The 24,355-nt window shown below is 46.1% G+C and carries 19 protein-coding genes; 12 read left to right on the forward strand and 7 right to left on the reverse strand.

The features are described 5' to 3' along the window. Positions 1-20: 20 nt before the first annotated feature. Positions 21-1,277 carry a phosphoglycerate kinase gene (locus tag TBC1_RS02075; protein WP_062037802.1) on the reverse strand — a complete coding sequence of 419 codons (1,257 nt, stop codon included), beginning with the start codon at positions 1,275-1,277 and terminating at the stop codon, positions 21-23. An 86-nt stretch (positions 1,278-1,363) separates the two neighbouring features. After that, the gene (locus TBC1_RS02080; RefSeq protein ID WP_062037805.1) at positions 1,364-1,717 is read right to left on the reverse strand and encodes a hypothetical protein; all 354 of its coding nucleotides are present in this window, start codon (positions 1,715-1,717) and stop codon (positions 1,364-1,366) included. A 616-nt stretch (positions 1,718-2,333) separates the two neighbouring features. Between TBC1_RS02080 and TBC1_RS02085 the strand changes: the two genes are divergently transcribed. The 5 genes from TBC1_RS02085 to TBC1_RS02105 all read left to right on the forward strand — a co-directional run bounded on the left by TBC1_RS02085 (position 2,334) and on the right by TBC1_RS02105 (position 5,995). Next, positions 2,334-2,678, forward strand: a complete 345-nt coding sequence (locus TBC1_RS02085; protein WP_062042658.1) for a single-stranded DNA-binding protein — start codon at positions 2,334-2,336, stop codon at positions 2,676-2,678. Between the two features lie 52 nt (positions 2,679-2,730). Continuing rightward, positions 2,731-3,075 carry a single-stranded DNA-binding protein gene (locus tag TBC1_RS02090; protein WP_062037808.1) on the forward strand — a complete coding sequence of 115 codons (345 nt, stop codon included), beginning with the start codon at positions 2,731-2,733 and terminating at the stop codon, positions 3,073-3,075. Between the two features lie 56 nt (positions 3,076-3,131). Then, entirely contained in the window at positions 3,132-3,476 is a 345-nt protein-coding gene (locus TBC1_RS02095; RefSeq protein WP_062037811.1) for a single-stranded DNA-binding protein, read from the forward strand. A 262-nt stretch (positions 3,477-3,738) separates the two neighbouring features. Further along, positions 3,739-4,296, forward strand: coding sequence for a lipocalin family protein (locus TBC1_RS02100; protein ID WP_236695630.1), 558 nt, complete (start codon positions 3,739-3,741; stop codon positions 4,294-4,296). Between the two features lie 364 nt (positions 4,297-4,660). After that, the gene (locus TBC1_RS02105; protein WP_236695663.1) at positions 4,661-5,995 is read left to right on the forward strand and encodes a PhoH family protein; all 1,335 of its coding nucleotides are present in this window, start codon (positions 4,661-4,663) and stop codon (positions 5,993-5,995) included. 5 nt (positions 5,996-6,000) lie between these two features. On the opposite strand, the gene TBC1_RS02110 is transcribed toward TBC1_RS02105, so the two are convergent. Genes TBC1_RS02110 through TBC1_RS02130 form a run of 5 tightly spaced genes read right to left on the reverse strand, consistent with a single transcriptional unit; the run spans position 6,001 to position 10,931 of the window. After that, positions 6,001-6,534 (reverse strand): dihydrofolate reductase family protein, encoded by a 534-nt coding sequence (locus tag TBC1_RS02110; RefSeq protein WP_062037814.1) that lies wholly within the window; start codon positions 6,532-6,534, stop codon positions 6,001-6,003. A 2-nt stretch (positions 6,535-6,536) separates the two neighbouring features. After that, positions 6,537-7,541, reverse strand: a complete 1,005-nt coding sequence (locus TBC1_RS02115) for a M28 family peptidase (RefSeq protein WP_062037817.1) — start codon at positions 7,539-7,541, stop codon at positions 6,537-6,539. A gap of 18 nt (positions 7,542-7,559) precedes the next feature. Beyond that, positions 7,560-8,156 carry a nitroreductase family protein gene (locus TBC1_RS02120; RefSeq protein WP_062037820.1) on the reverse strand — a complete coding sequence of 199 codons (597 nt, stop codon included), beginning with the start codon at positions 8,154-8,156 and terminating at the stop codon, positions 7,560-7,562. Positions 8,157-8,206: 50 nt separating this feature from the next. Beyond that, the gene (locus TBC1_RS02125) at positions 8,207-9,562 is read right to left on the reverse strand and encodes a sensor histidine kinase (protein ID WP_062037822.1); all 1,356 of its coding nucleotides are present in this window, start codon (positions 9,560-9,562) and stop codon (positions 8,207-8,209) included. Then, positions 9,552-10,931 carry a sigma-54-dependent transcriptional regulator gene (locus TBC1_RS02130; RefSeq protein ID WP_137305375.1) on the reverse strand — a complete coding sequence of 460 codons (1,380 nt, stop codon included), beginning with the start codon at positions 10,929-10,931 and terminating at the stop codon, positions 9,552-9,554. Before TBC1_RS02130 ends, TBC1_RS02125 begins: the two co-directional genes overlap by 11 nt. A gap of 359 nt (positions 10,932-11,290) precedes the next feature. Between TBC1_RS02130 and TBC1_RS02135 the strand changes: the two genes are divergently transcribed. The 7 genes from TBC1_RS02135 (at position 11,291) to TBC1_RS02175 (ending at position 24,345) form a co-directional block, all read left to right on the forward strand. Continuing rightward, on the forward strand, positions 11,291-12,544 hold the full coding sequence (locus TBC1_RS02135) for an efflux RND transporter periplasmic adaptor subunit (RefSeq protein ID WP_062037826.1): 1,254 nt from the start codon (positions 11,291-11,293) through the stop codon (positions 12,542-12,544). A gap of 34 nt (positions 12,545-12,578) precedes the next feature. After that, on the forward strand, positions 12,579-13,280 hold the full coding sequence (locus TBC1_RS02140; protein ID WP_062037829.1) for an ABC transporter ATP-binding protein: 702 nt from the start codon (positions 12,579-12,581) through the stop codon (positions 13,278-13,280). Positions 13,281-13,331: 51 nt separating this feature from the next. Continuing rightward, entirely contained in the window at positions 13,332-15,740 is a 2,409-nt protein-coding gene (locus TBC1_RS02145) for an ABC transporter permease (RefSeq protein ID WP_062037831.1), read from the forward strand. Positions 15,741-16,384: 644 nt separating this feature from the next. Further along, positions 16,385-17,776: a type III PLP-dependent enzyme domain-containing protein gene (locus TBC1_RS02155; protein ID WP_062037837.1), complete on the forward strand. Its 1,392-nt coding sequence runs from the start codon at positions 16,385-16,387 to the stop codon at positions 17,774-17,776. Positions 17,777-18,104: 328 nt separating this feature from the next. Next, positions 18,105-18,974, forward strand: coding sequence for an arginase family protein (locus TBC1_RS02165; protein WP_062037843.1), 870 nt, complete (start codon positions 18,105-18,107; stop codon positions 18,972-18,974). Between the two features lie 609 nt (positions 18,975-19,583). After that, positions 19,584-21,347, forward strand: a complete 1,764-nt coding sequence (locus tag TBC1_RS02170) for a PKD domain-containing protein (RefSeq protein WP_062037846.1) — start codon at positions 19,584-19,586, stop codon at positions 21,345-21,347. Between the two features lie 61 nt (positions 21,348-21,408). Then, complete coding sequence (locus TBC1_RS02175) at positions 21,409-24,345, forward strand: SusC/RagA family TonB-linked outer membrane protein (RefSeq protein ID WP_201781622.1); 2,937 nt, start codon at positions 21,409-21,411, stop codon at positions 24,343-24,345. The last annotated feature ends 10 nt before the right edge of the window (positions 24,346-24,355 follow it).

Raw genomic sequence — 24,355 nt, forward strand, 5'->3', positions numbered from 1 at the left:
ATTACAACATTTTTAAAAGATTATTCCTCAATGGCTGCTACACCGGGGAGGATTTTCCCTTCGATAAACTCAAGCATGGCACCTCCGCCGGTGCTGACGTAACTCACTTTATCAGCAAGCTTGAATTTATTGACAGCAGCAACAGAGTCTCCTCCGCCAACCAGCGAAAAGGCGCCCTTCTGGGTCGCATTGGCGATGGATTTGGCTACCTGAATGGTACCTTCGGCAAATGCCGGCATTTCGAAAACGCCCATGGGCCCGTTCCAGAGAATGGTTGACGAGTTCATCAGGATTTTATCGAACAGCGCAACGGATTCAGGTCCGATATCGAGGCCCATCCATCCGTCGGGAATTTCGCCTGATTTAACCAGTTTAGTATCGGCATCATTGGCAAATGCATTGGCTGCAACCGCATCTACAGGGAGAATAATGTTGACGCCGTGCATTTTTGCGCCTTCCAGGGTGTTGATTGCCAGTTCGAGCAGGTCTTCTTCAACCAGAGATTTGCCTACGTTACCGCCCTGCGCCTTGATAAAGGTAAACATCATGCCGCCTCCGATAATGAGGTTATCCACCTTATCCAGCAGATGGTTGATGATTTGTATTTTGCCGGAAACTTTGGCGCCACCTAGTACAGCAGTAAATGGTTTTTTGCCTTCTCTCAGCACTTTATTGAGGCTGCCGACTTCAGCATTCATCAGGTAACCGAATAGTTTATCTTCGGGGAAGTATTTTGCTACCAGCGCGGTAGAAGCATGGGCCCTGTGCGCAGTGCCGAATGCGTCATTGATGTAGCAATCGGCATAAGTTGAAAGCTGTTTGGTGAAATCTTTCTGTTTTTCCTTTGTGGCGGCTTTGGCAGCTTTTTTCTCCTCTTCGGTCGCTGTTTCGGGCAAACGGGGTTTTCCTTCTTCCTCTTCGTAGTAACGGAGGTTTTCGAGCAGCAGCACTTCGCCCGGCTTTAGCCCGGCACTCAGGGTTCTGGCCGATTCACCCATGCAATCATCGGCGAATTTAACCTCCTGACCCAGTACATGGCTCAGGTAAGGAACGATATGTTTGAGTGACAACTTATTTTCGAAATTCTTTTTAGGCCTGCCCAGGTGCGACATAAGGATCACTGAACCGCCTCCGGCAAGCACCTTCCTGATTGAAGGGAGCGCCGCGTCAATACGGGTGGTATCGGTGATTTTCAGCTCATCATCCAGGGGTACGTTAAAATCAACGCGGATAAGCGCGCGTTTGCCTGTAAATTCGTATGAATCAATGTGTTTCATATATTTCTGTTTGATTTTTAACTGTACAAAGATACTGAATTTCCTGATTGCCTGAAAGCCGGTAACCGGATGCCGTGAACAGCAATCTACTTTTTATCCCGCACAACCAGCATATAAAAATCGTTTTCCAGCGGCAGATATCCGTATTCATAAACAAAGCGGTAGGTGGATCCTTTCTGCGTTGTGTAAAGGTGGGTATGGTAATTAAAATTGAAGCCCAGGTTGGATAGCTTTTCCTTGCTTACCGTCGTTTTGTCGTTGGGATTGAGTTCTGCCAGGATGCGCCGGTTCTTCCGGAGGATGTTATTAACCTGACGCATAAATGCGGTGATATCACTGTTCAGCTTGTTATTGTAATTGTTGCGGCACTGATCGCTGCAAAATTTCTTATCTGCCCGCCCAACCAATGGTTCGCCACAGTCAAGACATGTTTTCTGCATAATCCTGAAAATTATTTTTCTATAAAATATTGATGAGTATTGGTTTATTTAGAGTATGTAATCGTCGGAATCGTAAGAGAATAGTAATAAACATGATGTAAACATGCAGCATGTTTACAGCATAGAAAAAAGATCAATAACGAAGAAACTGATTGCCTACTTATTCTTTTTTTCTTTTTTCTCGGCGCGCTTTTCTTTCAGGCTTTTGGTAGGCGCTTTCTTCGTTTCCTTTTTGGCATCCATGCTTTTTGCCATAGCTTTGGGTTTTTGGTTAGAAAATGATTAAATCAATGATTGATAAAAATATTTCTTTATACAAAAATAAAGCATAAAATCAGAAATGTGACAAGGGCATTTCATTTTTTCTTTTGCCCTGAATTTTCCTGTCAAATGGCTGATCGGTTCTGTTCAGCAATGGCAGCGCAAACCCGATATCCATATTAAGCGTTTACAAACGCTTACAAATGTTTTTATCCGTAAGTAAATGATTAATAACCGAATCAGGTGAACAGGCCGTTATACTTTTGCTTCATCGTTCAACCGGACTGAGTATAGGTTGGAAAAGGTTAAGTTAATAAATGTTGAACAAGCCCTCACGGGCGCAAAACAAAAAACAATGAAAGCATTAAAAAATCATGTTCAGCTGATCGGCCACCTGGGTGCGGATCCTGAAGTAAAAACGTTTGAAAACGGCCGTATGATGGCCCGTCTTTCGCTGGCAACCAATGAGCCTGCCAGGGGTAAAAACGGGGAGAAGTCTATCCGCACCCACTGGCATACACTGGTTGTTTGGGGTAAACTGGCTGAAATATGCGCAAAGTATCTCCAAAAAGGGAGGGAGATTGCAGTGGAAGGCCGTATTTCATACCGCACCTACACGGATAGTGAGGGAAACAGCCGCTTAAGCACTGAGATAACCGTAAATGACCTGTTGATGATCAGCGGGAAAAGGGCCGGATAGTTCCGGGTACTTCAGGAAACCAATCAATGCTAAACCTTAAAAAACGAAAGTCATGAATAACCTTAATAACACAGTACAATTAATCGGTCGTCTGGGCGCTGACCCCGAGGTAAGGACCCTTAAGGGGGATCGTCGCTACGCCCGTCTCCGGCTTGCTACCAGCGATACCTATTTCAATAAAGCCGGCGAGAAGGTGCAGGAAACCCAATGGCACAATCTGGTGGCCTGGGGCGGACTTGCGGATGTATGTGCAAACCATCTTTCCAAAGGGCAGGAGATTGCCGTTGAAGGAAAGCTTGGCTACCGGATCTATACAGATAAGGACAACAATAAGCAGTTTATAACGGAGGTTACCATCCATGACCTGCTGATGATCAGCGGTCGCAAGGCAGGATAAATACTTATTCTTATTCATACAAAAGCGATTTTCATTAACCCTTAAATTTGATCAACATGAATTCACTGAGAAACCGCGTACAACTGATTGGCCACCTGGGCGCCGATCCTGAAGTAAAAACCTTTGAAAATAACCGGAAGGTTGCCAGGTTATCATTGGCCACCAATGATGAGTATACTGACAAGGAAGGTCAGAAAGTAAAACAAACCCAGTGGCACCAGCTGGTAGTATGGGGAAGGCTGGCCGACACCTGTGAGAAATATCTTGCAAAAGGCAAGGAAGTCGCCATTGAAGGCAAACTGACTTACCGCACCTGGAACGACAAGGACGGGAAAAGCCACAACATTACCGAGATCATGGTAAATGAACTGCTTATGATGGGTGGTAAGGAGAAGAAATGATCCCGGTCCTTCATTGAATCTCATGGCTGTCAGCAAAACTGGCAGCTTTTTTTTGTGACCAATGGTTAAACATGCAGTCTATCGGTGAAATTTCCGGGTTTTGAGGGCAGGGAACTAATTTTTCAACAAGCTCCGGATCAGAAGCTCTTAACCGGAGCTGATAATTGTTGATAAATTTTGTAAAACATAGATATACAGTGATTTATATCCAGATTCTATTGTTACTTAATAATTGAAATTCCGTAGATCTTACGGGGTGTTTATGATTAAATTTACCTCAGAGATGAATATTTCTATGAAATTCAGCGCGATGATCACTTTGGCCGGAATCTTTCTGCTGGGTTGCAGGGCTCAGGACAGAACACCAACTGCAGTTGGAAGTGTTGACCTGGAAAAGTATGCCGGTTTGTGGTATGATATTGCATCATTTCCACAGCGTTTTCAAAAAGGATGCCACTGTACTGTTGCTGAGTATGGTTTAAATGCCGATGGAACTGTCAGTGTTACGAACCGTTGTCGCAAGGGAGGTTATCAGGAGAAGGAAAGCAGTGTGACAGGAAAGGCTTTCATAGTTAAGGGCAGCAACAATACCAAGCTCAGGGTTCAGTTTTTCTGGCCTTTTCGGGGAGATTACTGGATCGTGATGCTTGAACCCGGATACCGGTGGGCTGTGGTTTCTTCACCAAAGAAGGATTATTTATGGATTTTAAGCCGGACCCCTTCCATGGATGAGAATGAATACAACGCTATCGTTAACAAGCTCGCGACAGAGGGATACGATACCGGCAAACTGGTCCGAACGCTGCAGGAGTGCCAATAATTTTAACAGTAGAAAAACTCGTACTATGGCTAAAAAGAAACTTAAAGCAGATGAAGGAAACGGGAATCCGGAATCAAAAAAGAAAACCACTTCAAAAACCAGGCAGGCTAGAGTAATCAAACCATTTGAAACGATCCGCCCGGGAAAGAAGGGGATCAGCCATAAACCATCCGATGTACTTCCCATCTCTTTGAGTGATGTAAAACCTTTTCATGACGCGGGTGCTGCTGAAAAAAACGGGCAGGAGACGCCTCACAGGTCTGAATTTATTCAAATGGAAGAATTTCCGGCAAAACACGGCTCAACGGATTATTCCCCGGCACATAAGCCTGCCGTGAAGAAAGCCCCGGTGAAGACAACAAAGGTGAAACGTGACAGCAAAAAGAAAAAAATTTTCGTACTCGACACTTCAGTAATTCTGTATAATCACGACTCAATCAACAACTTTGAGGACAACGATGTTGCGATTCCCATTACGGTGCTTGAGGAACTTGATAATTTCAAAAAAGGGAACGATACCAAGAATTTTGAAGCAAGGGAGTTTATCCGGATCATCGACAGCCTTTCGGATAATGCCACCCTCACCGACTGGATTCCACTGGTAAAGTCAAAAGGGGGCATGTTCAAGGTGGTAATGAACGAGCGCAGCGACCTTGATGCCCGTCAGATTTTTGATGATAATAAGCCTGATCACCGTATCCTGAATGCAGCCCTGAGCCTGGTGCAGGAGTATCCCGACCGCAAAGTGATCCTGGTCAGCAAGGACATTAATCTCAGGCTGAAAGCCAAGTCGCTCAATCTTACGGCCGAGGATTTTCTTACCGGTAAAATTAAGGATGTTGAAGGACTATACACCGGCATTTCCACAATTAACAATCTCAGCAGCCGGATCATTGACAAACTCTATCAGAGCGGGTATTGCCTCCCGCGCGACATCGGGGTGAAAAATCCGGTTCCTAACCATTATTACATTCTACGTAATACGAACACTTCCGCCCTTGCATGCTATAATGCACTGACCAGGCGGATTGAACGGCTCGAGAAACGTTCTGCCTTCCGCATTACCCCGCGTAATGCCGAGCAGGTATTTGCCATGCACGCCATTCTTAACCCGGATGTGAAGCTGGTTACTTTGCAGGGCGTTGCAGGAACCGGTAAAACGCTCCTCGCCCTGGCTGCCGCGCTCGAACAAAAGAGGAATTTCAAGCAGGTATTCCTTGCCAGGCCTATTGTTCCGCTGAGCAACAAGGATATCGGATATCTGCCGGGCGATATCAAGTCAAAGATTAATCCCTACATGGAGCCGCTGTACGATAACCTGAAGTTTATCCAGAGCCAGTACAGTGAAAAGGACAAGGAGTATAAAAACATTACCGATTCTCTTGAGAATGAAAAGCTTGTTATTCAGCCGCTTGCCTATATCAGGGGAAGAAGTATTTCAAATGTCTGCTTTATCATTGATGAAGCCCAGAACCTGACGCCGCACGAGGTGAAGACCATCATTACCAGGGCGGGGCAGGGTACCAAGATTATCTTCACAGGGGATATCTACCAGATTGATACTCCTTACCTGGATGCGCAGAGTAATGGTCTTTCCTACCTGATAGACAAGGTAAAGCACCACTCCATTTATGCACATGTAAGGCTGGAAAAGGGAGAGCGTTCGGAACTGGCAAATCTGGCCAATGATCTGCTTTAGCAGGTTCAATAAATGACGTTGTATTCCGTCTGAACAAGTCCGGAAGAGAAGCCTTTAACCTGAAGGAGCTCCAGTTTCAATGGATATAATCCTTCCCTGAAAAGGGGGATTCCATTACCCAGGAGCACAGGAATTGTTGAAATACAGATGCTGTCGAGCAGACGACTGTTTAACAGTTCACCGATCATTTGCGGTCCTCCCTCAATCTGTATGTCCTTTCCGGCCAATGATTTCAGCTCTCTGATAAGTTGTGTCAGGTTTCCGCTGTAAAATACAACCGGTCCGGACTCCGGATTTCCGGAGGAAGATATCACATAAACCTGTTTTTCCTTAAACGGAGAAGTGACACCATCCGAACTGACTTTTTCCCAGGTGCTGCGGCCGATAACGACAGTATCGGTTTCGCCGGCGTAGGCTGCATAACCATAATCTTCCCCAGCCCGTTCCACCGTCTGCAGAAAGCTCAGGTCATGATCCGGTCCGGCAATGTATCCATCGAGGCTGGTGGCAACGAACAGCCTTACTTTACGGGGTTGCATATTTACTTTGTTTCGTAAACAACAGTAATTACGGTGTGTCCGACCACCCTCAGCGTTTCCCTGCTGATGTGGTTCATATCATCATTTACGGTATGCCACTGGTCAAAAAAGCCCTTTTCACGGTCGGGATCGTAATCGATGATATCGATGGTCGGAATCCGGATGATCTCATTGATGTAGAGGTGGTCGTCTGTGATGCCGCCGGTTTTACGGGTCAGGAAATAATTCTGGTATCCCAGGCGGTGGGCAGTATTCCATACCTTACGCATGATGTCGGGCGCGTAATACATCGAGGTTCCTTCCATGGTAAAAGCGGGACTGGCGGCGCCCACCATATCGAGCAATATGCCGAAACGGGCGGAATAGCCCGGCACATGTGGATTTCTGGCCCAATACTGTGATCCCAGCGCCCATGAGTCAGTATTATTCCCGGGCCCTTCTTCGTGGTCGCCGTAATCTTCGGCATCGAACAGCACAATATCAACACCGATCCCGGGATTATAAAGGCTCATTTGCCGGGCAATTTCAAGCAGCACACCTACGCCGCTTGCGCCGTCATTGGCTCCGGGGATGGGTTCACGGCGCCTTGATGGATCGGGATCATGATCGGCCCAGGGCCTGGAGTCCCAATGGGCGCATAGCAGCACCCTTGAACGGTTCTCCGGATTAAAGGAAGCTATGATGTTTCTGGCATCAAGCATGGTACCGTCAGAAGCCCTGAGCCTAGTTTGCTGCACAATCACTTCGGGTGTAAATCGTTTCAGCGTATTTTCAAGCCAGGCGGCACAGGCTTTATGGGCAGCGGTATTGGGCACCCTCGGTCCGAATGAGACCTGCTTTTCAACATAATGGTAGGCCGAATCGGCATTGAATTGAGGGACAAATACAGCAACAGGCTCTTTCCCTTTCACATCGGGTTCCGCCTTTTTATTTTTCCGGTCTCCGCATGAAATCAAAAGCAAAAGTATAATTCCAAAAATTATATGGTGGTGGATGTTAATTTTCATTTAAGTCTGGTTTAATCATCAGAAAATAGAAGAAGGTGTATTGAATTTGCTGCTGAAGACTGAATCTTTGGCCTTCCGTCTTTCTCTGGGAGAAGTTTCTGATGCCACTAGATTTTTATGCAGGGATTCAGGTTTACCGATGTATCCCACTGCAACCACAGTCATCGCTTCGTGTGTGTCAGGGATTCCGAATATGGTTTTGGCCAGCAACGGGTCAAATCCACCCATCTGATGCACATACAATCCTTCTTCCATAGCCTGAAAGGTAAGATGCGCCACAGCCTGACCGAGATCGTATTGGGCAGTCGGATTGATTTCACCCTTTTTACCGATTTTATTGGCAACAGCCACAAAAAGCAAAGGCGCGCTGGTGGCCCAGAGCAGGTTAAATTCAACCAGTGTTCCGGTAATTTGTTCATAGGTGTCGTCGCCCTTCAGCCCTACGATAAAATACCATGGCTGAATATTGGAAGCCGACGGTGCCCAGCGGGCGGCTTCGAAAAGGCTGCGGATCTTGTCCGGTTCAATAAACCGGTTGTTAAAAGCCCTTGGCGACCATCTCTCTTTTAATAAAGGATGAATCGGGAAGTCGTTTGAAGCAGTTTTTATATTCATTTTGTTTCGTTTGTCCTGATCGTTAATATTTGACAGATTAAAAATTTATCTCAGAAGGTAACCGTAAACACTGTTCCCTCTCCGGGGGATGATTTCACAGTGACCGTGCCTTTGTGCAGATGCATGATCTGGCGCGAAAGACTCAATCCGATCCCCGATCCGTCCTTTTTCGATGTGAAGAATGGCATAAAAATCTTATCGAGGATATCAGGTTTGATTCCATGTCCGTTGTCCGAAAAGTCAATACTTACCCTGCCGTTGCTGTTTGGTGAGGCTGTCACTGATATCCGGGGTTCCGTTTTTTCTTTTACGGCATCGATGGCGTTAAGCAACAGGTTGATAAATACCTGGTCGATAAGGTCCGGATCAGCGGTGATCATAAGGTCTTCGGGAAATACCCGGGGAACGCAGACAATGCCGAGTTTTTCCATTTTTGGTTTCAGCAGGGTATGGGCCCGGTCAAATAGCTCTTTTACAGCGAAATACCTGAAATTTGGCCGGGGTATACGAGTCAGGTTGCGGTAAGTTTCAACAAAATTAAGCAATCCTTCGCTCCGGCTCTGAATGGTAATCAGTGCCTGGTGGATGCTATCCAGATCGTCTTCGTCAAGCGTATGGATCTGCACGCTGTTTTCACTTTCATCCAGCAGCATTTCGCGCACTGTTGATGCCAGCGATGATATCGGTGTGATTGAATTCATGATTTCATGCGTGAGCACCCTGATCAGTTTCTGCCAGGATTCAATTTCTTTTTCTTCCAGTTCCGAACTGATGTTTTGTAAGGAAACCAGCAGAAATTCCTCCCCGCGCATCCTGAATTCAGTTGCATAAACCGATATCTGAAGAAGCTCATTGTCAACTACCAGTTTGATCAGTTGCCTGTCACCGGCATTCATGCTGAGCAGCATCTCAGGCAGGGATGATTTGATCACGCCCAGGTCTCTGATGTGTTTAAGGTTCGAGATTTTCAACAGACGCTTGATGGCATTGTTGAAGATATCCACCTTACCGTCTTTTCTGAAAGCAATGATACCGATGCTGACATGCTGAACCACCGTGAGCAGGTAATTGTAGTGCTCTTCTTTTTCGGCCCTGTTTTTCCGGAATTCACTGATAACTTCATTGAAAGCGCGGTTGAGACCTTCGAAACTTCTTCCCAGGTCTCTGTCGAAGAAGGAAGTGCTGAAATCGGAATGCCTGATGCTTTCAAGGAATTGGGTAAGTTTCCGGTTGGTACGTTCAATATACCGGATAAGCACAGCGACCTGAATTACAGCCAGTAATCCGGTAATCAGTGCCGTTACTTCCTGTTGTTCATTGCGTGAAAGGATTACCAGCAACAAGAGGTTGGCTGTAATCAGCAATACCCTGACAATGACATTAATCCGGAATTTTTTAAAGCCCATGTTTCTCTATTCTGCGATAAAGTGAGGCCCTGGTAAGCCCGAGTTCTTTTGCAGCTTTGCTGATGTTTCCCCCGTGCTTGTCAATCACCCGGCGGATCAGCAGTTTTTCCCTTTCTTCGAGGTTGGTGATATCATCCGATTCATCGGACTGACCACCATCTTCTATCTGCGAGAGGAAGAAGTCCTGCGGCTGAAGGATATTGCTCTCACTGAGGATTACCGCTCTTTCCACAGCATGCTGAAGTTCCCTGATATTGCCCGGCCAGCTGTGTTTTTCCAGCCTTCTGATGGTTGTCGGGTTGATTCTTTTGAGCGGCATTTTATATTTTTTACAGTAGATCACCAGAAAGTGCTCCACCAGTTGCTGGATGTCCTCCAGTCTTTCGCGCAGGGGAGGCAGTAGAATTTCCACGGTATTGATGCGGTACAGCAGGTCCTGACGGAATTTGTTTTCATTCACCATCTGATATAACGGCATATTTGTGGCGCATATCAGCCTTACATCAATCGGTATCTCGCGGTTGGTCCCCAGCCTTACCACTTTCCTGTTCTGAAGCACGCTCAGCAACTTCGACTGCAGGTTAAAGGAAAGGTTTCCGATTTCATCAAGAAAAACAGTCCCTTTATTGGCAGCTTCAAAACGGCCGGCCCGGTCTTCCTTGGCGTCGGTGAAGGCGCCTTTCTTGAATCCGAACAGCTCGCTTTCGAACAGCGTTTCACTGATTGCACCCAGATCAACACTGATAAAAACCTCATCGCGGCGCGATGATGCTTTGTGAATGGCCCGGGCAATCAGTTCCTTGCCTGTTCCGTTTTCTCCGAGAATCAGTACATTGGCTTCTGTTTTGGCCACTTTCTCAACCGTGGCCATCACCTTCTGCATGGCAGGCGATTGGCCGATCAGGTTACCATAAGCCTGATCCTGGTTGGCAATCAGCACTTTTTGTTTGCTCTTCAGGTCTTCAATTTCTTCCTTGTTGTGCCTAACTTTCAGGTTGGCCGTAATGGTGGCCAGCAGTTTTTTATTGTCCCAGGGTTTCAGGATAAAGTTGGTAGCTCCTTCTTTTATGCCCTGCACGGCCAGCTCAATATCACCGTATCCGGTAATAAAAATAACCACCGCCAGGGGGTCAATTTCAATAATTTTATTCAGCCAGTGAAATCCCTCCTTACCACTGGTGGCATCCCTGGAGAAATTCATATCCAGCAGGATAAGATCATAGCTCTCATTCTTCATGATGGCTGGTATGTTCTCCGGATTTTTCTCCGTATGTATAATATTGAAGTGTTGCTTAAGAAAAAGCCTTGCTGCCAGCAGTACATCCTGATCATCATCAACAATCAGGATTTTAGCGTCAATCTTACTCATCAATTGTTTTTTTTTAGTTCTTTGCTTTGGTTATTCCGGCTTTTGAAGAGGAAAGTCCGGTGAAAAACTTCCATTAGAAATTTTGAGCAGGATCGCTTCCCAAACCGGCATGTTACAACAACTGATCCTGATATATTCTGGCGAAACGCAACCGGCAGTTGTCTCGGTTCCTGAATGGCCTGAAACTGACCCGGCAGGTTGCTAAGGTATAAAATGTTCGGAAACGTACATTCAAAAGAACGGCTTTGAACAACAATAAATTGTTAAAATTTTCATAAAATTTTTATTTTACTGATAAATAGTGTGTTATAATTAGTGGCATGGAATTAGTAACACCGGTTTCAGCATAAATGTAATTTATGGACAGGATCATAGAAAAGAAGCGATGGACTCCCGGAAGGATTGCCGCAATAGCGGGAATAGTCATGTTGGTGATACTGGTTTTGTGGGTATTTGTTTTCAGGGACAACCGCAGCAGGCTTTATGTGGAATATAACCAACTCAGTATAGCTGCAGTTGAAAAGAGCAGATTTCAGGAGTTTATCCCTGTTGACGGCATTGTTTTCCCGCGGAATACGGTTTATATTGATGCCGTTCAGGGTGGGATTGTTGAAGAGATTTATGTTGAAGACGGCGCCATTCTTAAGAGAGGGGATCCCATATTAAAGCTCTCTAATGCAAATATGGAGCTGAGTTATATGGATCAGGAAACGCGGATGTATGATGCCATCAACAACCTGGCCAATACCAGGATCAGCCTGGAGCAGTTGAAATACGTCAGACAGAAAGAAATTACTCAGCTTAACTATGATATTGACAGGCTCAAGACGGATTTCAGCCGTAAAGAGCAATTCTATAAGGATAAACTGATTTCCGATAAGGAATTTGAGGATGCCCGCCGCGACTACCAGTATTCACTAAAGCAGCTGGAGATCGCGCTGAACCTGAAAAGGCTTGACTCGATTTCAGGTGTTTCGCAGGGCAGGCAGATTTCTTTGTCGATGGAAAGGATGAATAATAATCTGGCCCTGCTGAAAAAGAATATGGATAATATGACCATTAAATCACCTGTTGATGGTAAGCTTTCATCATTCCTTGTAGAAATAGGGCAAACCAAAGTTTCCGGAGAGCACCTTGGCCAGATTGATATGATGGACGGCATCAAGCTTCGTGCAAACATTGATGAAAGGTATATCTCCCGTGTTTTTACCGGTCAGGAGGCATCCTGTGATATCGGGAACAAAACATACGAGCTTGAAATATCGAAGATCTATACAAATGTTACCGGTGGTACTTTTCAGGTGGATCTTTTGTTTACAGATGAAGAGCCTGTTAAAGTCAAGCGGGGGCAGACCATTCAACTGAAGGTGAAATTTTCAGGAGCCTCCGATGCCCTTATCCTGCGCAGGGGTGGATTTTTTCAGGAAACAGGCGGTAACTGGATTTATGTGCTGGATCCCTCAGAAGAATACGCGGTGAAGCGCAGCATCCGGATAGGCAGGCAGAATGCATCCCATTATGAGGTGCTTGAAGGACTTGAAGCCGGTGAAAAAGTTATTGTTTCGTCATACGATAACTTTAACGCGAAGGAGAAACTAATTTTCAGAAAATAAAATCAGTCAGCAAACGCTCTAAAATTCAAATACTATGCTCAAAACGGTAAATCTCTCCAAAATTTTCAGGACAGACGAAGTAGAAACCACTGCATTGAATAAAGTTTCTTTTGAAATCAAAAAAGGTGAGTTTGTCGCCATCATGGGGCCTTCGGGTTGCGGGAAGTCAACATTGCTTAATATTCTGGGGTTGCTGGATAATCCGACAGAAGGTGAGTATTATTTTCTGGGGAATGAGGTTTCAGGTTTTACCGAGAAGCAGCGTGCCAATACCCGCAAACAGAACATCGGTTTTGTATTTCAGAATTTTAATCTGATCGACGAACTGAATGTATATGAAAATGTTGAATTGCCGTTGATATATCTTGGTCTGAGTTCCTCAGAGCGCAAGCGCAGGGTTGAATCGGCCCTTGAACAGATGCAGATTATGCACCGCCGCAAACATTTCCCGCTTCAATTATCGGGTGGTCAGCAGCAGCGCGTGGCTGTCGCCAGGGCCGTGGTGGCCAATCCGCACCTTATCCTGGCCGATGAGCCTACCGGTAACCTTGATTCGGCGCACGGCGAAGAGGTGATGAACCTGCTGGCCTCGCTCAACCAGAACGGAACTACCATCATAATGGTTACACACTCTCAGCGTGATGCCGAGTATGCGCAGCGCATCATCAGGCTGTTTGACGGACAGGTGATCAATGAGAATATCAAAGCCGGTAGGGTTGAATCCGGAAATTTTTAAAGGCTTTTACTTTAAATTTTGATTTCCCGGCAATCCCTAAATACCTGAACCATGTTTGCCAATTACCTGAAGACTGCTTTGCGCAGCCTGATGCGCCAGAAGAATTACGCCCTGATTAATCTTGCCGGGCTCTCGTTCGGGATTGCAGCTTTTATCCTTATCATGCTGTATGTGCAGCATGAATTGAAATTCGACCATCACCTGAGTAAGCGTGACCGGATTTTCAGGGTGGTTGAAATTCAGAATGAGCCGGGTGTTGGTGAGCAGCATGTAGCCATTACCATGGGCCCGCTTGCCCAGGCAATGCTCAACGATTTTCCCCAGGTAAAGAACGCAGTCAGGCTGATGAGTGCTTTTAATGTGACTGCTGTCAGTCATGGTGAAAAGTCATTCAGGGAAGACCACCTGTATTATGCCGATCCCTCAGTAATCGACATGTTCGATATTTCTTTCATATACGGAGATCCGGCCACCGCGCTGAAGGAGCCACGAAGCGTGATTTTATCAAAAAAAGCTGCGGAAAAGTACTTCGGTGATGCCGCGAAAGCCACAGGAAGTAATCTTTTATTTGACAAGACAGGTTTTACGGTTACCGGGGTTATGGAAGATCAGCCTGAGACTACCCACTTCTTTTTCGATATGCTGATGCCCATCGCCACTGCCGAGGCATTGCCCGGATTTGAATGGATGAAGGGCTGGGGTTCCAATTCGCTGGTTACCTATGTGGAGCTGGACAGGACTTCATCGGCCGAGGAGGTTAACAAGGGATTTGATGATTTTCTGAAGCGGCATGTCTTTAGCCAGGAAGACGGCTGGCAGTACCTCGAAATGTATCTTCAGCCGCTGAACGAAGTGTATTTGAAATCAGGCCATATTAAGTTTCAGAATGTTTCAGCCATGGGCGATGCTTCCATGGTAAATGTTTTTATCGTGATTTCGGTGCTTATCCTGCTGATAGCCTGTGTGAATTTTATCAATATTGCCATTGCGCGTTCCGTTAAGCGCTCACGGGAAGTAGGTATGCGTAAAGTGCTGGGTGCGGGCAGAGGCAGTCTTATCGTTCAGTTTATCAGCGAGTCAGCCATTATTACCCTCACCTCGGTATTGATTGCCATTGGAATCGTTGAACTGGCCCTTCCTGAATTAAATAAAATGCTTGGCACTTCCTTCAGCATAGATTTCATTTCGAATCCCCTGTTTAACGTTGGTTTGCTGTTTCTTCTCGTGCTGATCAGCCTGGTCTCGGGTTCATATCCGGCATTCTACCTTTCGCGCCTGCATCCGATCGCTGTGCTGAGGGGCATTTCGGGGAAGTCAGGTCCGGGCAGCGGTTTACTGAGTAAGATTCTGGTAGTTTTTCAGTTTATTATTTCTGTCGGGCTGTTGCTTGCCGTATTTGTTATTCACGATCAGGTAAATTTTATCAGAAACAAGGATCTGGGCATTCAGTATGTTAACAGATTGTATGTGGACTTTGGCGAAACAGGGTATGAAAAAATCCGGGTTATCAAGCAGGAACTCATGCAGCATCCGGCCATACAACAGGTTTCAGGATGTTCTTATGTGAATGGTGTGGCCGGGAGCCAGGGGCCGGTATTCGTTGATGATTCAGCCAATACCAAGCTTTATGTAAGATATGGCTTTGTGGACGATGATTTTTTCGGCACTATGGACGTTCAGTTTGCCGATGGCCGCAATTTCAATGGTTTACAGTCAGGAGATATCAACAGGGCGGTAATCGTGAACCAGGCTACCATAAACGCGTTGGGGTGGGATAACGCCCTGGGGCGGAAGTTTGTGTTCCCCCAGTCTGCCGATTCTTCAGGGAAGGCTGAAATTATCGGCGTGGTGAAAGATTATCATTATTATTCATTGCGCAGCCCCATAGAACCTGCCGTATGGATATGGCAGCCGGAGCGCTTCAAGGGTGTTGTTATTAAATATGCAGGCAGTGGCAACAAGGATGAAATCAGAAGTTTTATTGAATCGAAGTGGGCTTCCGTTTATCCCGGGTTGCCGGTGCAGATTATGGAGGCCCCCAATTATCTGACACAGAATTACAAAGGCGACCAAACCACCTTTACCCTTTTCATTTATTTTACCCTGGTTTCCTTGCTGCTTTCCTGCCTTGGTCTGTTTGGCCTCACTTCATTGCTGATTGAACAGAGAACCAGGGTGATCGGCATCAGAAAGGTGATGGGCGGAACTGTTACCCAGATTACCGTTCATCTGGTTAAAGATTATCTGTTACTTGTATTAACTGCAGGGATTATCGCTTTGCCTGCCGGTTATTTACTACTTCAGAAACAATTGGATGAGTTCGCCTACCATATCTCCATCAATGTGATCCATTTGATAGTGCCTGTTATACTGGCATTGCTGATCGCTTTCCTGACCATTGTTTTCAAAGCGTATAAGGCAGCAAATGCCAATCCGGTTATAGCCCTGAAGTACGAATAGTGCACACAGGAAGCTCCTGTATTATTTCACCGGTTGGATGACCGGATGATTTCTGTCTGTCATCATTCATATACATCATTCTGAGCAGGTTAATCTATTTCGGATAGAGTGGTCCTTCTTTTTTATTCAGATCCCGGATCACTAGATTATTGCCGGTTCCAGATAAATTATTTATACAATCTGCTTAAGCATAACACTTATCAATCGATTTGCCAGTGTTGATTCTGAACCCTTCTCCTTTCCCGGGTTATAAACTGATCAGCATTTTGGGTGTTGTGTTTGCGATAATGATCAGCATTAATACGTCAGGTATTCTCGTTAGCTATCTGCTTTAATGAATAATATTTTTCCTGAATATCATAATTATAATTAATCCGGATAATGCAGAATGTAATAATTCTGATGATCCGGAATGCCCGGATGGTGAAAAGAATTTGCATCGATTGCTTATTTGGATTATTAAATAACATGAAATCAGGATGATAGAAAATTTTCATCGCCGAATGAATACAAATTCCGGCTTGGCCGGATTTATTTTAATCAGTCAATGTAATATAGATGCATTTCATTAGAAAATCTTATCCGGTAGCTTGAAAAATAGTTTATTTTTGCATTCCTTATTCATTTAATTATTCTCTCAGGCGATGAAAAACAAATACATTGATCTCATTGAGCAAACATTCGACTTTCCCCAGGAAGAATTCCGGGTTGAAGACAATGAGCTGTATTTTCACAATATTCCTTTGATGGATATCATCAAACAATATGGTACACCACTAAAGATATCCTATCTGCCGAAGATCAGCCAGCAGATTCAGAAGGCCAAGAAATTGTTCAATGTTGCCATTGCGCGGAGCGATTACCAGGGGGATTATCATTATTGTTATTGTACGAAGAGTTCCCATTTTTCATTTGTACTGGAGGAAGTGCTTAAGAATGATGTACACCTTGAAACCTCTTCCGCATTTGATATTTTTTTGCTGGAGACCCTGCATGAACAGGGGCTGATTGACAAGGAGACCTACATTATCTGTAACGGGTTTAAACGGCCGCAGTACATTGAGAACATTGCCAAGCTGATCAATGAAGAGTTTGTGAATACCATCCCCATCCTCGACAACAAGTTTGAACTGGATCAGCTTGACCGGAACATCACCCGCAAGTGCAAGATCGGTATGCGGATTGCCGCTGAGGAGGAGCCGAAATTTGAGTTTTACACTTCAAGGCTGGGAATCCGTTACAACGACATCATTCCCTATTATGAAGAGAAGATCAAGAACAATCCGAAATTTGAACTGAAGATGCTGCACTTCTTTATCAACACAGGGATCAGGGATTCAGCCTATTATTGGAATGAGCTTTCGAAATGCGTCAATCTGTATTGTCAGTTGAAACATATTTGTCCTGAACTTGATTCATTGAATATTGGCGGTGGTTTCCCCATCAAGAATTCGCTTTCGTTTGACTACGATTACGAATATATGGCCGAGGAGATCATTGCACAGATCAAGATGATCTGTGACAGGAACAACACTCCGGAACCACATATTTTCACTGAGTTCGGCTCATATACCGTTGGAGAAAGCGGCGCCGTGCTCTATTCAATCATTGACCAGAAACAGCAGAATGACCGGGAGTTGTGGGATATGATCGATTCATCATTTATGACCACGCTGCCTGATACCTGGGCCTTGAACCAGCGTTTTATTTTACTGGGCATTAACAAATGGGATTCGGAATACGAAAGGGTGTTTCTGGGCGGGCTTACCTGCGACAGTGAAGATTATTACAATGCAGAGGCACACGCCAACGCGATATTTCTTCCCAAGCTTGACAACGAAGAGCCGCTGTACATCGGTTTGTTCCATACCGGTGCTTATCAGGAATCCATCGGGGGTTACGGAGGGATTCAGCATTGCCTGATTCCTGCGCCCAAGCATATTATTATTGATCTGGACGAAGAAGGCGAATATACCACCAAGCTTTTTGCCAAAGAACAATCGCACAAATCAATGCTTCGCATTCTTGGTTACTGAGGCCTTTTGCAGCAGTCAAATTTTATAATTTATAGTCAGATTCCTGTACAGGTGTGTCCATGCCAGATGTATTTTTATGTGCAGGTCGAACCGGTGATTCAGTTGCCTTGTTCTGCCATGATGCGTGTTGGCAGGTTATACCCGTTGTTCCACTGCATACCCCTTACCTGATCTCTTTTTCCGGCCATGAAAATAACGGAATATTATCTTTCCGGTGATGGTTTTTCTTAAAGCTTGTTTAACTTTGTAGTCAGGGTTACTGATTCCCGAAGGGATTATTTTTTTATTTATCCGGTTTTCAAACACGCAGTAAAAAATTAACCTGACCATGAAACAGAAACAATTCGGATCACTTCCTGTCCAGCTTACGAACTTTGAGAATGCAAAATTTGTAATCCTTCCGGTTCCGTTCGAAGGTCCCGGCCATGTTTTCAAAGGCTCGGACAAGGGTCCCGAAGCCCTGATTGATGCTTCTGCTTCCATCGACCTGTATGATATTCATTCCGATTCAGAAGCCTATAAGGCCGGCATACACACAGCAGAGGCTGTCAGGGAGCGGTCACCCGAAAAAATGGTGAAAGAGGTGCAAGCCAGGACCCTGCAACTGCTTAAGAAAAAGAAATTTCCGGTTATTGTTGGCGGGGAACATACCGTTGCCATCGGGGCATTCAGGGCTTTTGCCGACTATTACAAGGATAAGGATCTTACCATTCTGCAGTTTGATGCCCATGCGGCGGGAAGTGCTGAAGCAGGGGGTACTGCTTACCATCACCATTGTGTAATGAAGCATGCAGCTGTTCATGCACCAGTACTTCAGGCAGGAATCAGGAGCATGAGTCTTGCTGAGCGCGAGGATGTGGAGCCGGGCAGAATGTTTTACGCCGGAAGCATGCTCGACGGATCCAATAAGACCTGGATGTATGATTTTCTGAATAAATTAACAAGGAATGTTTTTATCACCATTGACCTGGATGTACTCGATCCATCACTGATGCCGGCGGTAGCAACGCCGGAGCCGGGAGGACTTCAATGGTCCGGATTTATTGAAATACTCACCAAGGTCAGCGAAAAATCGAACATTGCCGGAGTGTGTATTGCCGGACTTGTCCCGATCAAATATAACAAAGCGCCCAATTTTATCGCCGCCAGGCTTTTGAACACCATTCTAACCCTCAGATATACTTCTGCATTGAAATAGTTTACCTGATTTTCCGAACTGATAGCGGATTTTTCGCGTAAGGGCATGGCTGCGGGTGGAAGGTCTGTAAGGGCAGTACCTTTCTTTACGTTTGTTTACGGGGGGCTCTGAACCGGATTGAGCATCTGATAATGCTTAAACGATTAAGTGTTTATGGTCTGCCCGATATTACCTGCGCAAAACCAACACCAGACCGGAGTCTCCTCAGAAAATCAAAAGTTCAGCCCGTTCAGGCTTTCTGTTGATTAAGCCGGGTTTATTTTTTCTGACAACCTGTAAATGCAATTGTTTTTTTCTTGTTTATTAGAAAAAGTTCACTTAGTTTTACTGCCACTTAGTGTATTAAATACACAAACATAGTGTATTAAGTACACATAAGAAAAGGTTTAATGTAATCTCCGGAAATAATTAGTCTATAGAGTTCATAAACATTGAGTTACCGATGTGAGTGACTGAAACGGAAAAAGCCGGAGGAGAAATGATTTTTAAATTGTTGTATAAAGGATATACTTTGAATGCAGGCAATTTTGGGCAGGGCTGAATTTTAAAGGTGTTTAATGAACAGATTACAGGCAAAACCAAATACAAACCAAACCAAACCAATCAAAAATGAAACAATTTTTCAGAATCCAATGGGCCATGCTGCTGTTGCTGGCAATCAGCCAGCTTACGGCATGCAAAAAGGACAAAGAGGATGATGTGATTGCCAGTTTTACCTATAAGGTTGACGAGGCTGACTTCCGTAAAGTTGCGTTCAAAAGTTATGCGAACGCGATCAATGAAGCACCGGAAATCACCTGGGATTTTGGCGATAATACCACTTTGCCGGGCGAAACTGAACCTGTTCATACGTATCAGGCTGAGGGCGTGTATACTGTAACGCTGACAGCTACCGCTTCGAACGGGGCAAAAGATGTGTACACAGTGCAGGTTGTAATTGCCGATCCGGATGTTGAACTCGCCAAGCTGGTGGGAGCCACGGAGAAAACATGGAAACTGCTGCGTGATGTAAGTACGGGAAGGTATCCGCTTGAGGTGGGGCCTGCAAATTTCTCCTCCATCTGGTGGGCAATGGGTCGTCAGAACGATGAGCTGGCCAACCGTCCCTGTATGCTGAACGATGAATGGATATTCAGGCGCGGCGGTGAGATGGAGTTTGACTCCAAGGGCGATTACTGGGCAGAAGGCGGTATATTTTTCCCTTCGAATATCTGTGCCTCCACCGACCAGATGGTCGGCCTGAGTGGTGAGGATCTTTCGGCCTGGGGCAGTGGTGTCCACAGTTTTGAGCTCACATCGGGAGATCAGCCTACCCTGAAAGTGATCGGCCTTGGCGCCTTTATCGGTCTGTCGAAGGTAGCAACGGATGCTGAAGTACGTGTACCTCAGCAGTCGGTTACCTATAGTATCATCAAACTCACTGACGGACCTGTGGATACCCTGATCCTTCAGACCTCCTATATGACTGGCGGAACAGCGCCCCAGCCAGCCTACTGGCGTTTTGTACTGGTGCATTATGACAATCCGCTTGATGAGCCGCCCATACCCGGCCCTGCACCCACGGCTGAGTTCTCGTTTACAGCTAGCGGGCGCACCATCACTGTTACCAACACTTCTACCCTCGCCGATTCCTATTTGTGGGAGTTCGGCGACGGACAGACCTCAACCGAGAACAATCCGGTGCATAACTATGCTACTGACGGTGCCTTCAACATCAAACTTACGGCCACCAATGCCAATGGTTTCAGTACGGCAATGAAATTCCATTTTATTTCAAAGGAAGGTATTGTGGCAACAGATATTCAGGGTGGCGCGTGGAAGGTCAGGCTGGATGAGAAATCCATTTTTGTCGGGCCTGACATGGCCAGCGACGGATGGTGGAGTTTGCCGCTCTCGTATCTCGACGGATCATCGACCGGTACAGATGACTGGTCGTGTATTGCCAATGATGAGTTTATTTTCAGCGCCGGCAGTGTTTACGAGTACAAGACCAACGGCGATGCCCGCAACGACGGATATTTCGGCGGAACAAACGGATGTATTTCGGATGATGAGATTGCTGCCAGCGGCAACGGGGCAGCTTTCGGCAGTGGCGTTCATACCTGGGCGTTCACCCCTGCCTCGGGCAGCGACAGGGCAAAGATTACCCTGACCAACGGGGCCAACAGAGCCGCCTTTATAGGATTTTATAAAGGTTATTTTGGCGGTGAAAACCTGAATGCTTCCGACCCGCCTAACGGAGGCAATTCCACAAACACTTACGAGGTGGTGGGATATGCCAGCACAGGTTCAAAGGAATATCTCTTTGTGACTGTGGATGTTTCGGCCGCGCATGATGGAAGTTCCTCGTGGTCGGCTGTGCTTGAGCGTTAGGGTCAGGATAACCTCTTAAAAATCTGAAAAAAACAAATTCATGAAGTTAAAAGAAAAGGTTATGAATAAGCTACTGCTGATTATATCATTTACCCTTGCCTCGTTGTTTGCATTTTCGCAAGGCAGGCCTTTGACAGGGAAAGTTACCGATGCCGGCGGGCAGGGACTGCCGGGTGTTACCGTTCTGATTAAAGGGACGGCTACAGGCACAACTACTGATATCAATGGTAATTACAGCCTGAATGTGGAGAACGGCAAGACCCTTGTATTCAGTTTTATGGGTTTTGTCAGTCAGGAAATTATCTATTCCGGACAGGGAGTCATCAACATCACGCTTGCCGAGGACAGCAAATTGCTAGACGAGGTGGTGGTAGTAGGATACGGTGTTCAGCGAAAGAAAGACATTACCACGGCTGTGGCGGTGGTGGATGACAAGGCGCTGAAAGACCGTCCCATTGTCACGGTGGCCCAGGCATTGCAGGGAAAAGCTGCCGGTGTGCAGGTCACCCAGCCTTCGGGGAAGCCGGGCAGCGGACTGGCCGTGCGTGTACGCGGCGCCACTTCGGTACTGGCAGGCAATGAGCCGGCCTATATTGTTGACGGTATCCGTACAACGGATATCAACGGGCTGAATCCCAACGACATTGAGTCGATGACCATTCTGAAAGATGCCTCCGCGGCAGCCATCTACGGTGCCGCCGCCGCCAACGGCGTGGTGCTGATCACCACCAAAAGGGGAAGTGCCGACAAGCCGGTGATTTCGTTTAATACTTACTTCGGATTCTCAACACTCCGGAAAAACATAGATGTACTCAATACCCGGCAATACAGGGATCTGATGAATGACATCGGTATTGCCTATGATCCGACATGGACCCGGTTCGGCGACTGGACCGATGAGACCTTCGGAACCGGATATCAGCAGTCGTACCAGGCTTCTTTTTCGGGCGGAAATGAAAAGAGCCGCTATTTTGTATCAGGAGGTTATCTGACCGAGCAGGGGATGGTAAAACCGGCCCGTTTCGACCGTTATACCTTCAGGATGAACCTCGACAACGAAATCAGGTCATGGTTCAAGTTGAAGACCAGCCTTTCGGCCTGGACGATTGACTCCAAAGACACGCCCGACAATGCCAGCTCGGGAAGGGGCGGGGTGATAATGAGTGCCCTGAATACGCCTCCTTTTCTGAATGTTTACAAGCAGGACGGCAGTGGCTGGTTCGACCCGAATCCTTTCCAGCCCTCATGGGAAAACCCTGTTGCCTACATGCAGGGGCCTGATCAGCTGACCCGCGACAATAAGGTGCTGGGTACGGTGGAGGCCGAAATAAATCTGGCCAAGGGCCTTAAGTTCCGTTCAAGCGCAGGTGCCGATATCACCAGCCACCGCTGGGATTATTACCTGGATCCGCTGCGCACGAATTACGGTAGGCAGAACAATGGAATAGGGCAGTCGGACAACTCTAACCATATGGTGATTCAGATCGAGAACCTTTTTGACTATACCGTGAAAACCGGTGAGCATACTATCTCAGCCCTTGTCGGAAATACGCTTATAAAATACGAAGGCCGGGGAACCTACATAGAAGGGAAAGATTTCCCGGAAGACACCAATGTGAAAGACCTCTGGGCTGCCAATCAAATCAGTACCGGCGGTACCTGGCATAATGCAAATTCAAGTGTTTCGTTCTTTGGAAGGCTGAATTACGATTTCGGCGGCAGGTATTATGCTACCTTCTCGTTTCGGCGCGACGGAAGTTCCAAGCTGGTGAACAAATGGAGGACTATGCCGGGTGTTTCAGCAGGTTACCGGCTCTCTTCTGCTCCCTTTATGCAGAAATTCACCTTTATAGATGACCTTAAAATCCGCGGGGGATACGGGGTTACCGGAAATTTCCAGGGTTTGAGCGATCAGGCGGCTTTTGCCCTTTGGTCATATTACCGCCGCGATCCAACGGATCCTCTGTCAGGCCCCGGTATCTACCAGTTGAGCTACGGAAACCCCGACCTGAAATGGGAAACCACGCGACAGACAAATCTCGGACTTGACCTGACCATGTTTGATGGAAAGGTATTGTTCACATTTGATGCATATCATAAACAGACGGTGGATGTTTTGCTGAATGTACAACTCACCAGCTCACTTCCGGTTTCTTCCATCCTGACCAATGCCGGAGAGATTATCAATAAAGGTCTTGAATTCAGTCTGAATACAGTCAACATCGACAACCGCGAACTCAACTGGACCACCGAGTTTAACCTTTCCTTCAACAAAAATGAAGTTGCGAATCTCAAATATACGCCAGTCTATTATTTTGGAAGTATATACAGCAACAATGAGTTTGCTTCAAGGGTGAAAGTGGGTGATCCGCTGGGAACATTTTACGGTTATGTTTCAGAGGGGGTGAATCCTGAAACAGGAGATATTATGTACAAGGATGTGAACAACAACGGGATCTTTGATCCCGGCGACCGTACCGTAATTGGTTATGGAATGCCTAAGGTAACGTTTGGATTCACAAATAATCTGGTTTATAAGGATTTCAGTCTGAATCTCTTCTTCCAGGGTTCGTACGGGAATGACATTTTCAATGCTACCCGTATCGATCTTGAGGGGATGTTCGACAGCAAAAACCAGTCGGTGGCCGTGCTCGACCGCTGGACACCGGAGAACCCAAATACCGATATCCCCAGGGCAGTTGGCGGAGGAAACGTAGATAACGTCAGGAACTCCACCCGTTTTATTGAGGATGGTTCCTATCTCAGGCTGAAATCGGCTACCCTGTCATACAATGTGCTGAAAAATAATGCCAAAGTCAGTTTTGTGAAAAACCTGGCAATCTATGTTACTGCACAGAACCTTTTCACCATCACCAATTATTCAGGATTTGACCCTGAGGTGAATGCATACGGAAACAGCGCCGTGGAAGTAGGAATTGACTATGGCACCTATCCGCAGTCGCGCACCTTTGTTTTTGGCGTAAATGTTGAATTTTAAAACGTTGAAT

The organism is Lentimicrobium saccharophilum, from assembly GCF_001192835.1.
Lineage (GTDB): Bacteria > Bacteroidota > Bacteroidia > Bacteroidales > Lentimicrobiaceae > Lentimicrobium > Lentimicrobium saccharophilum.

Bases quoted from the DNA above. Each gene is read 5' to 3' on its own strand.
- TBC1_RS02080 (WP_062037805.1), bottom strand. From the start codon at position 1,717: ATGCAGAAAACATGTCTTGACTGTGGCGAACCATTGGTTGGGCGGGCA.
- TBC1_RS02100 (WP_236695630.1), top strand. From the start codon at position 3,739: ATGATTAAATTTACCTCAGAGATGAATATTTCTATGAAATTCAGCGCG.
- TBC1_RS02130 (WP_137305375.1), bottom strand. From the start codon at position 10,931: ATGAGTAAGATTGACGCTAAAATCCTGATTGTTGATGATGATCAGGAT.
- TBC1_RS02165 (WP_062037843.1), top strand. From the start codon at position 18,105: ATGAAACAGAAACAATTCGGATCACTTCCTGTCCAGCTTACGAACTTT.
- TBC1_RS02175 (WP_201781622.1), top strand. From the start codon at position 21,409: ATGAATAAGCTACTGCTGATTATATCATTTACCCTTGCCTCGTTGTTT.
- TBC1_RS02155 (WP_062037837.1), top strand. From the start codon at position 16,385: ATGAAAAACAAATACATTGATCTCATTGAGCAAACATTCGACTTTCCC.
- TBC1_RS02170 (WP_062037846.1), top strand. From the start codon at position 19,584: ATGAAACAATTTTTCAGAATCCAATGGGCCATGCTGCTGTTGCTGGCA.
- TBC1_RS02085 (WP_062042658.1), top strand. From the start codon at position 2,334: ATGAAAGCATTAAAAAATCATGTTCAGCTGATCGGCCACCTGGGTGCG.
- TBC1_RS02075 (WP_062037802.1), bottom strand. From the start codon at position 1,277: ATGAAACACATTGATTCATACGAATTTACAGGCAAACGCGCGCTTATC.
- TBC1_RS02090 (WP_062037808.1), top strand. From the start codon at position 2,731: ATGAATAACCTTAATAACACAGTACAATTAATCGGTCGTCTGGGCGCT.
- TBC1_RS02110 (WP_062037814.1), bottom strand. From the start codon at position 6,534: ATGCAACCCCGTAAAGTAAGGCTGTTCGTTGCCACCAGCCTCGATGGA.
- TBC1_RS02125 (WP_062037822.1), bottom strand. From the start codon at position 9,562: ATGGGCTTTAAAAAATTCCGGATTAATGTCATTGTCAGGGTATTGCTG.
- TBC1_RS02140 (WP_062037829.1), top strand. From the start codon at position 12,579: ATGCTCAAAACGGTAAATCTCTCCAAAATTTTCAGGACAGACGAAGTA.
- TBC1_RS02115 (WP_062037817.1), bottom strand. From the start codon at position 7,541: ATGAAAATTAACATCCACCACCATATAATTTTTGGAATTATACTTTTG.
- TBC1_RS02145 (WP_062037831.1), top strand. From the start codon at position 13,332: ATGTTTGCCAATTACCTGAAGACTGCTTTGCGCAGCCTGATGCGCCAG.
- TBC1_RS02135 (WP_062037826.1), top strand. From the start codon at position 11,291: ATGGACAGGATCATAGAAAAGAAGCGATGGACTCCCGGAAGGATTGCC.
- TBC1_RS02120 (WP_062037820.1), bottom strand. From the start codon at position 8,156: ATGAATATAAAAACTGCTTCAAACGACTTCCCGATTCATCCTTTATTA.
- TBC1_RS02095 (WP_062037811.1), top strand. From the start codon at position 3,132: ATGAATTCACTGAGAAACCGCGTACAACTGATTGGCCACCTGGGCGCC.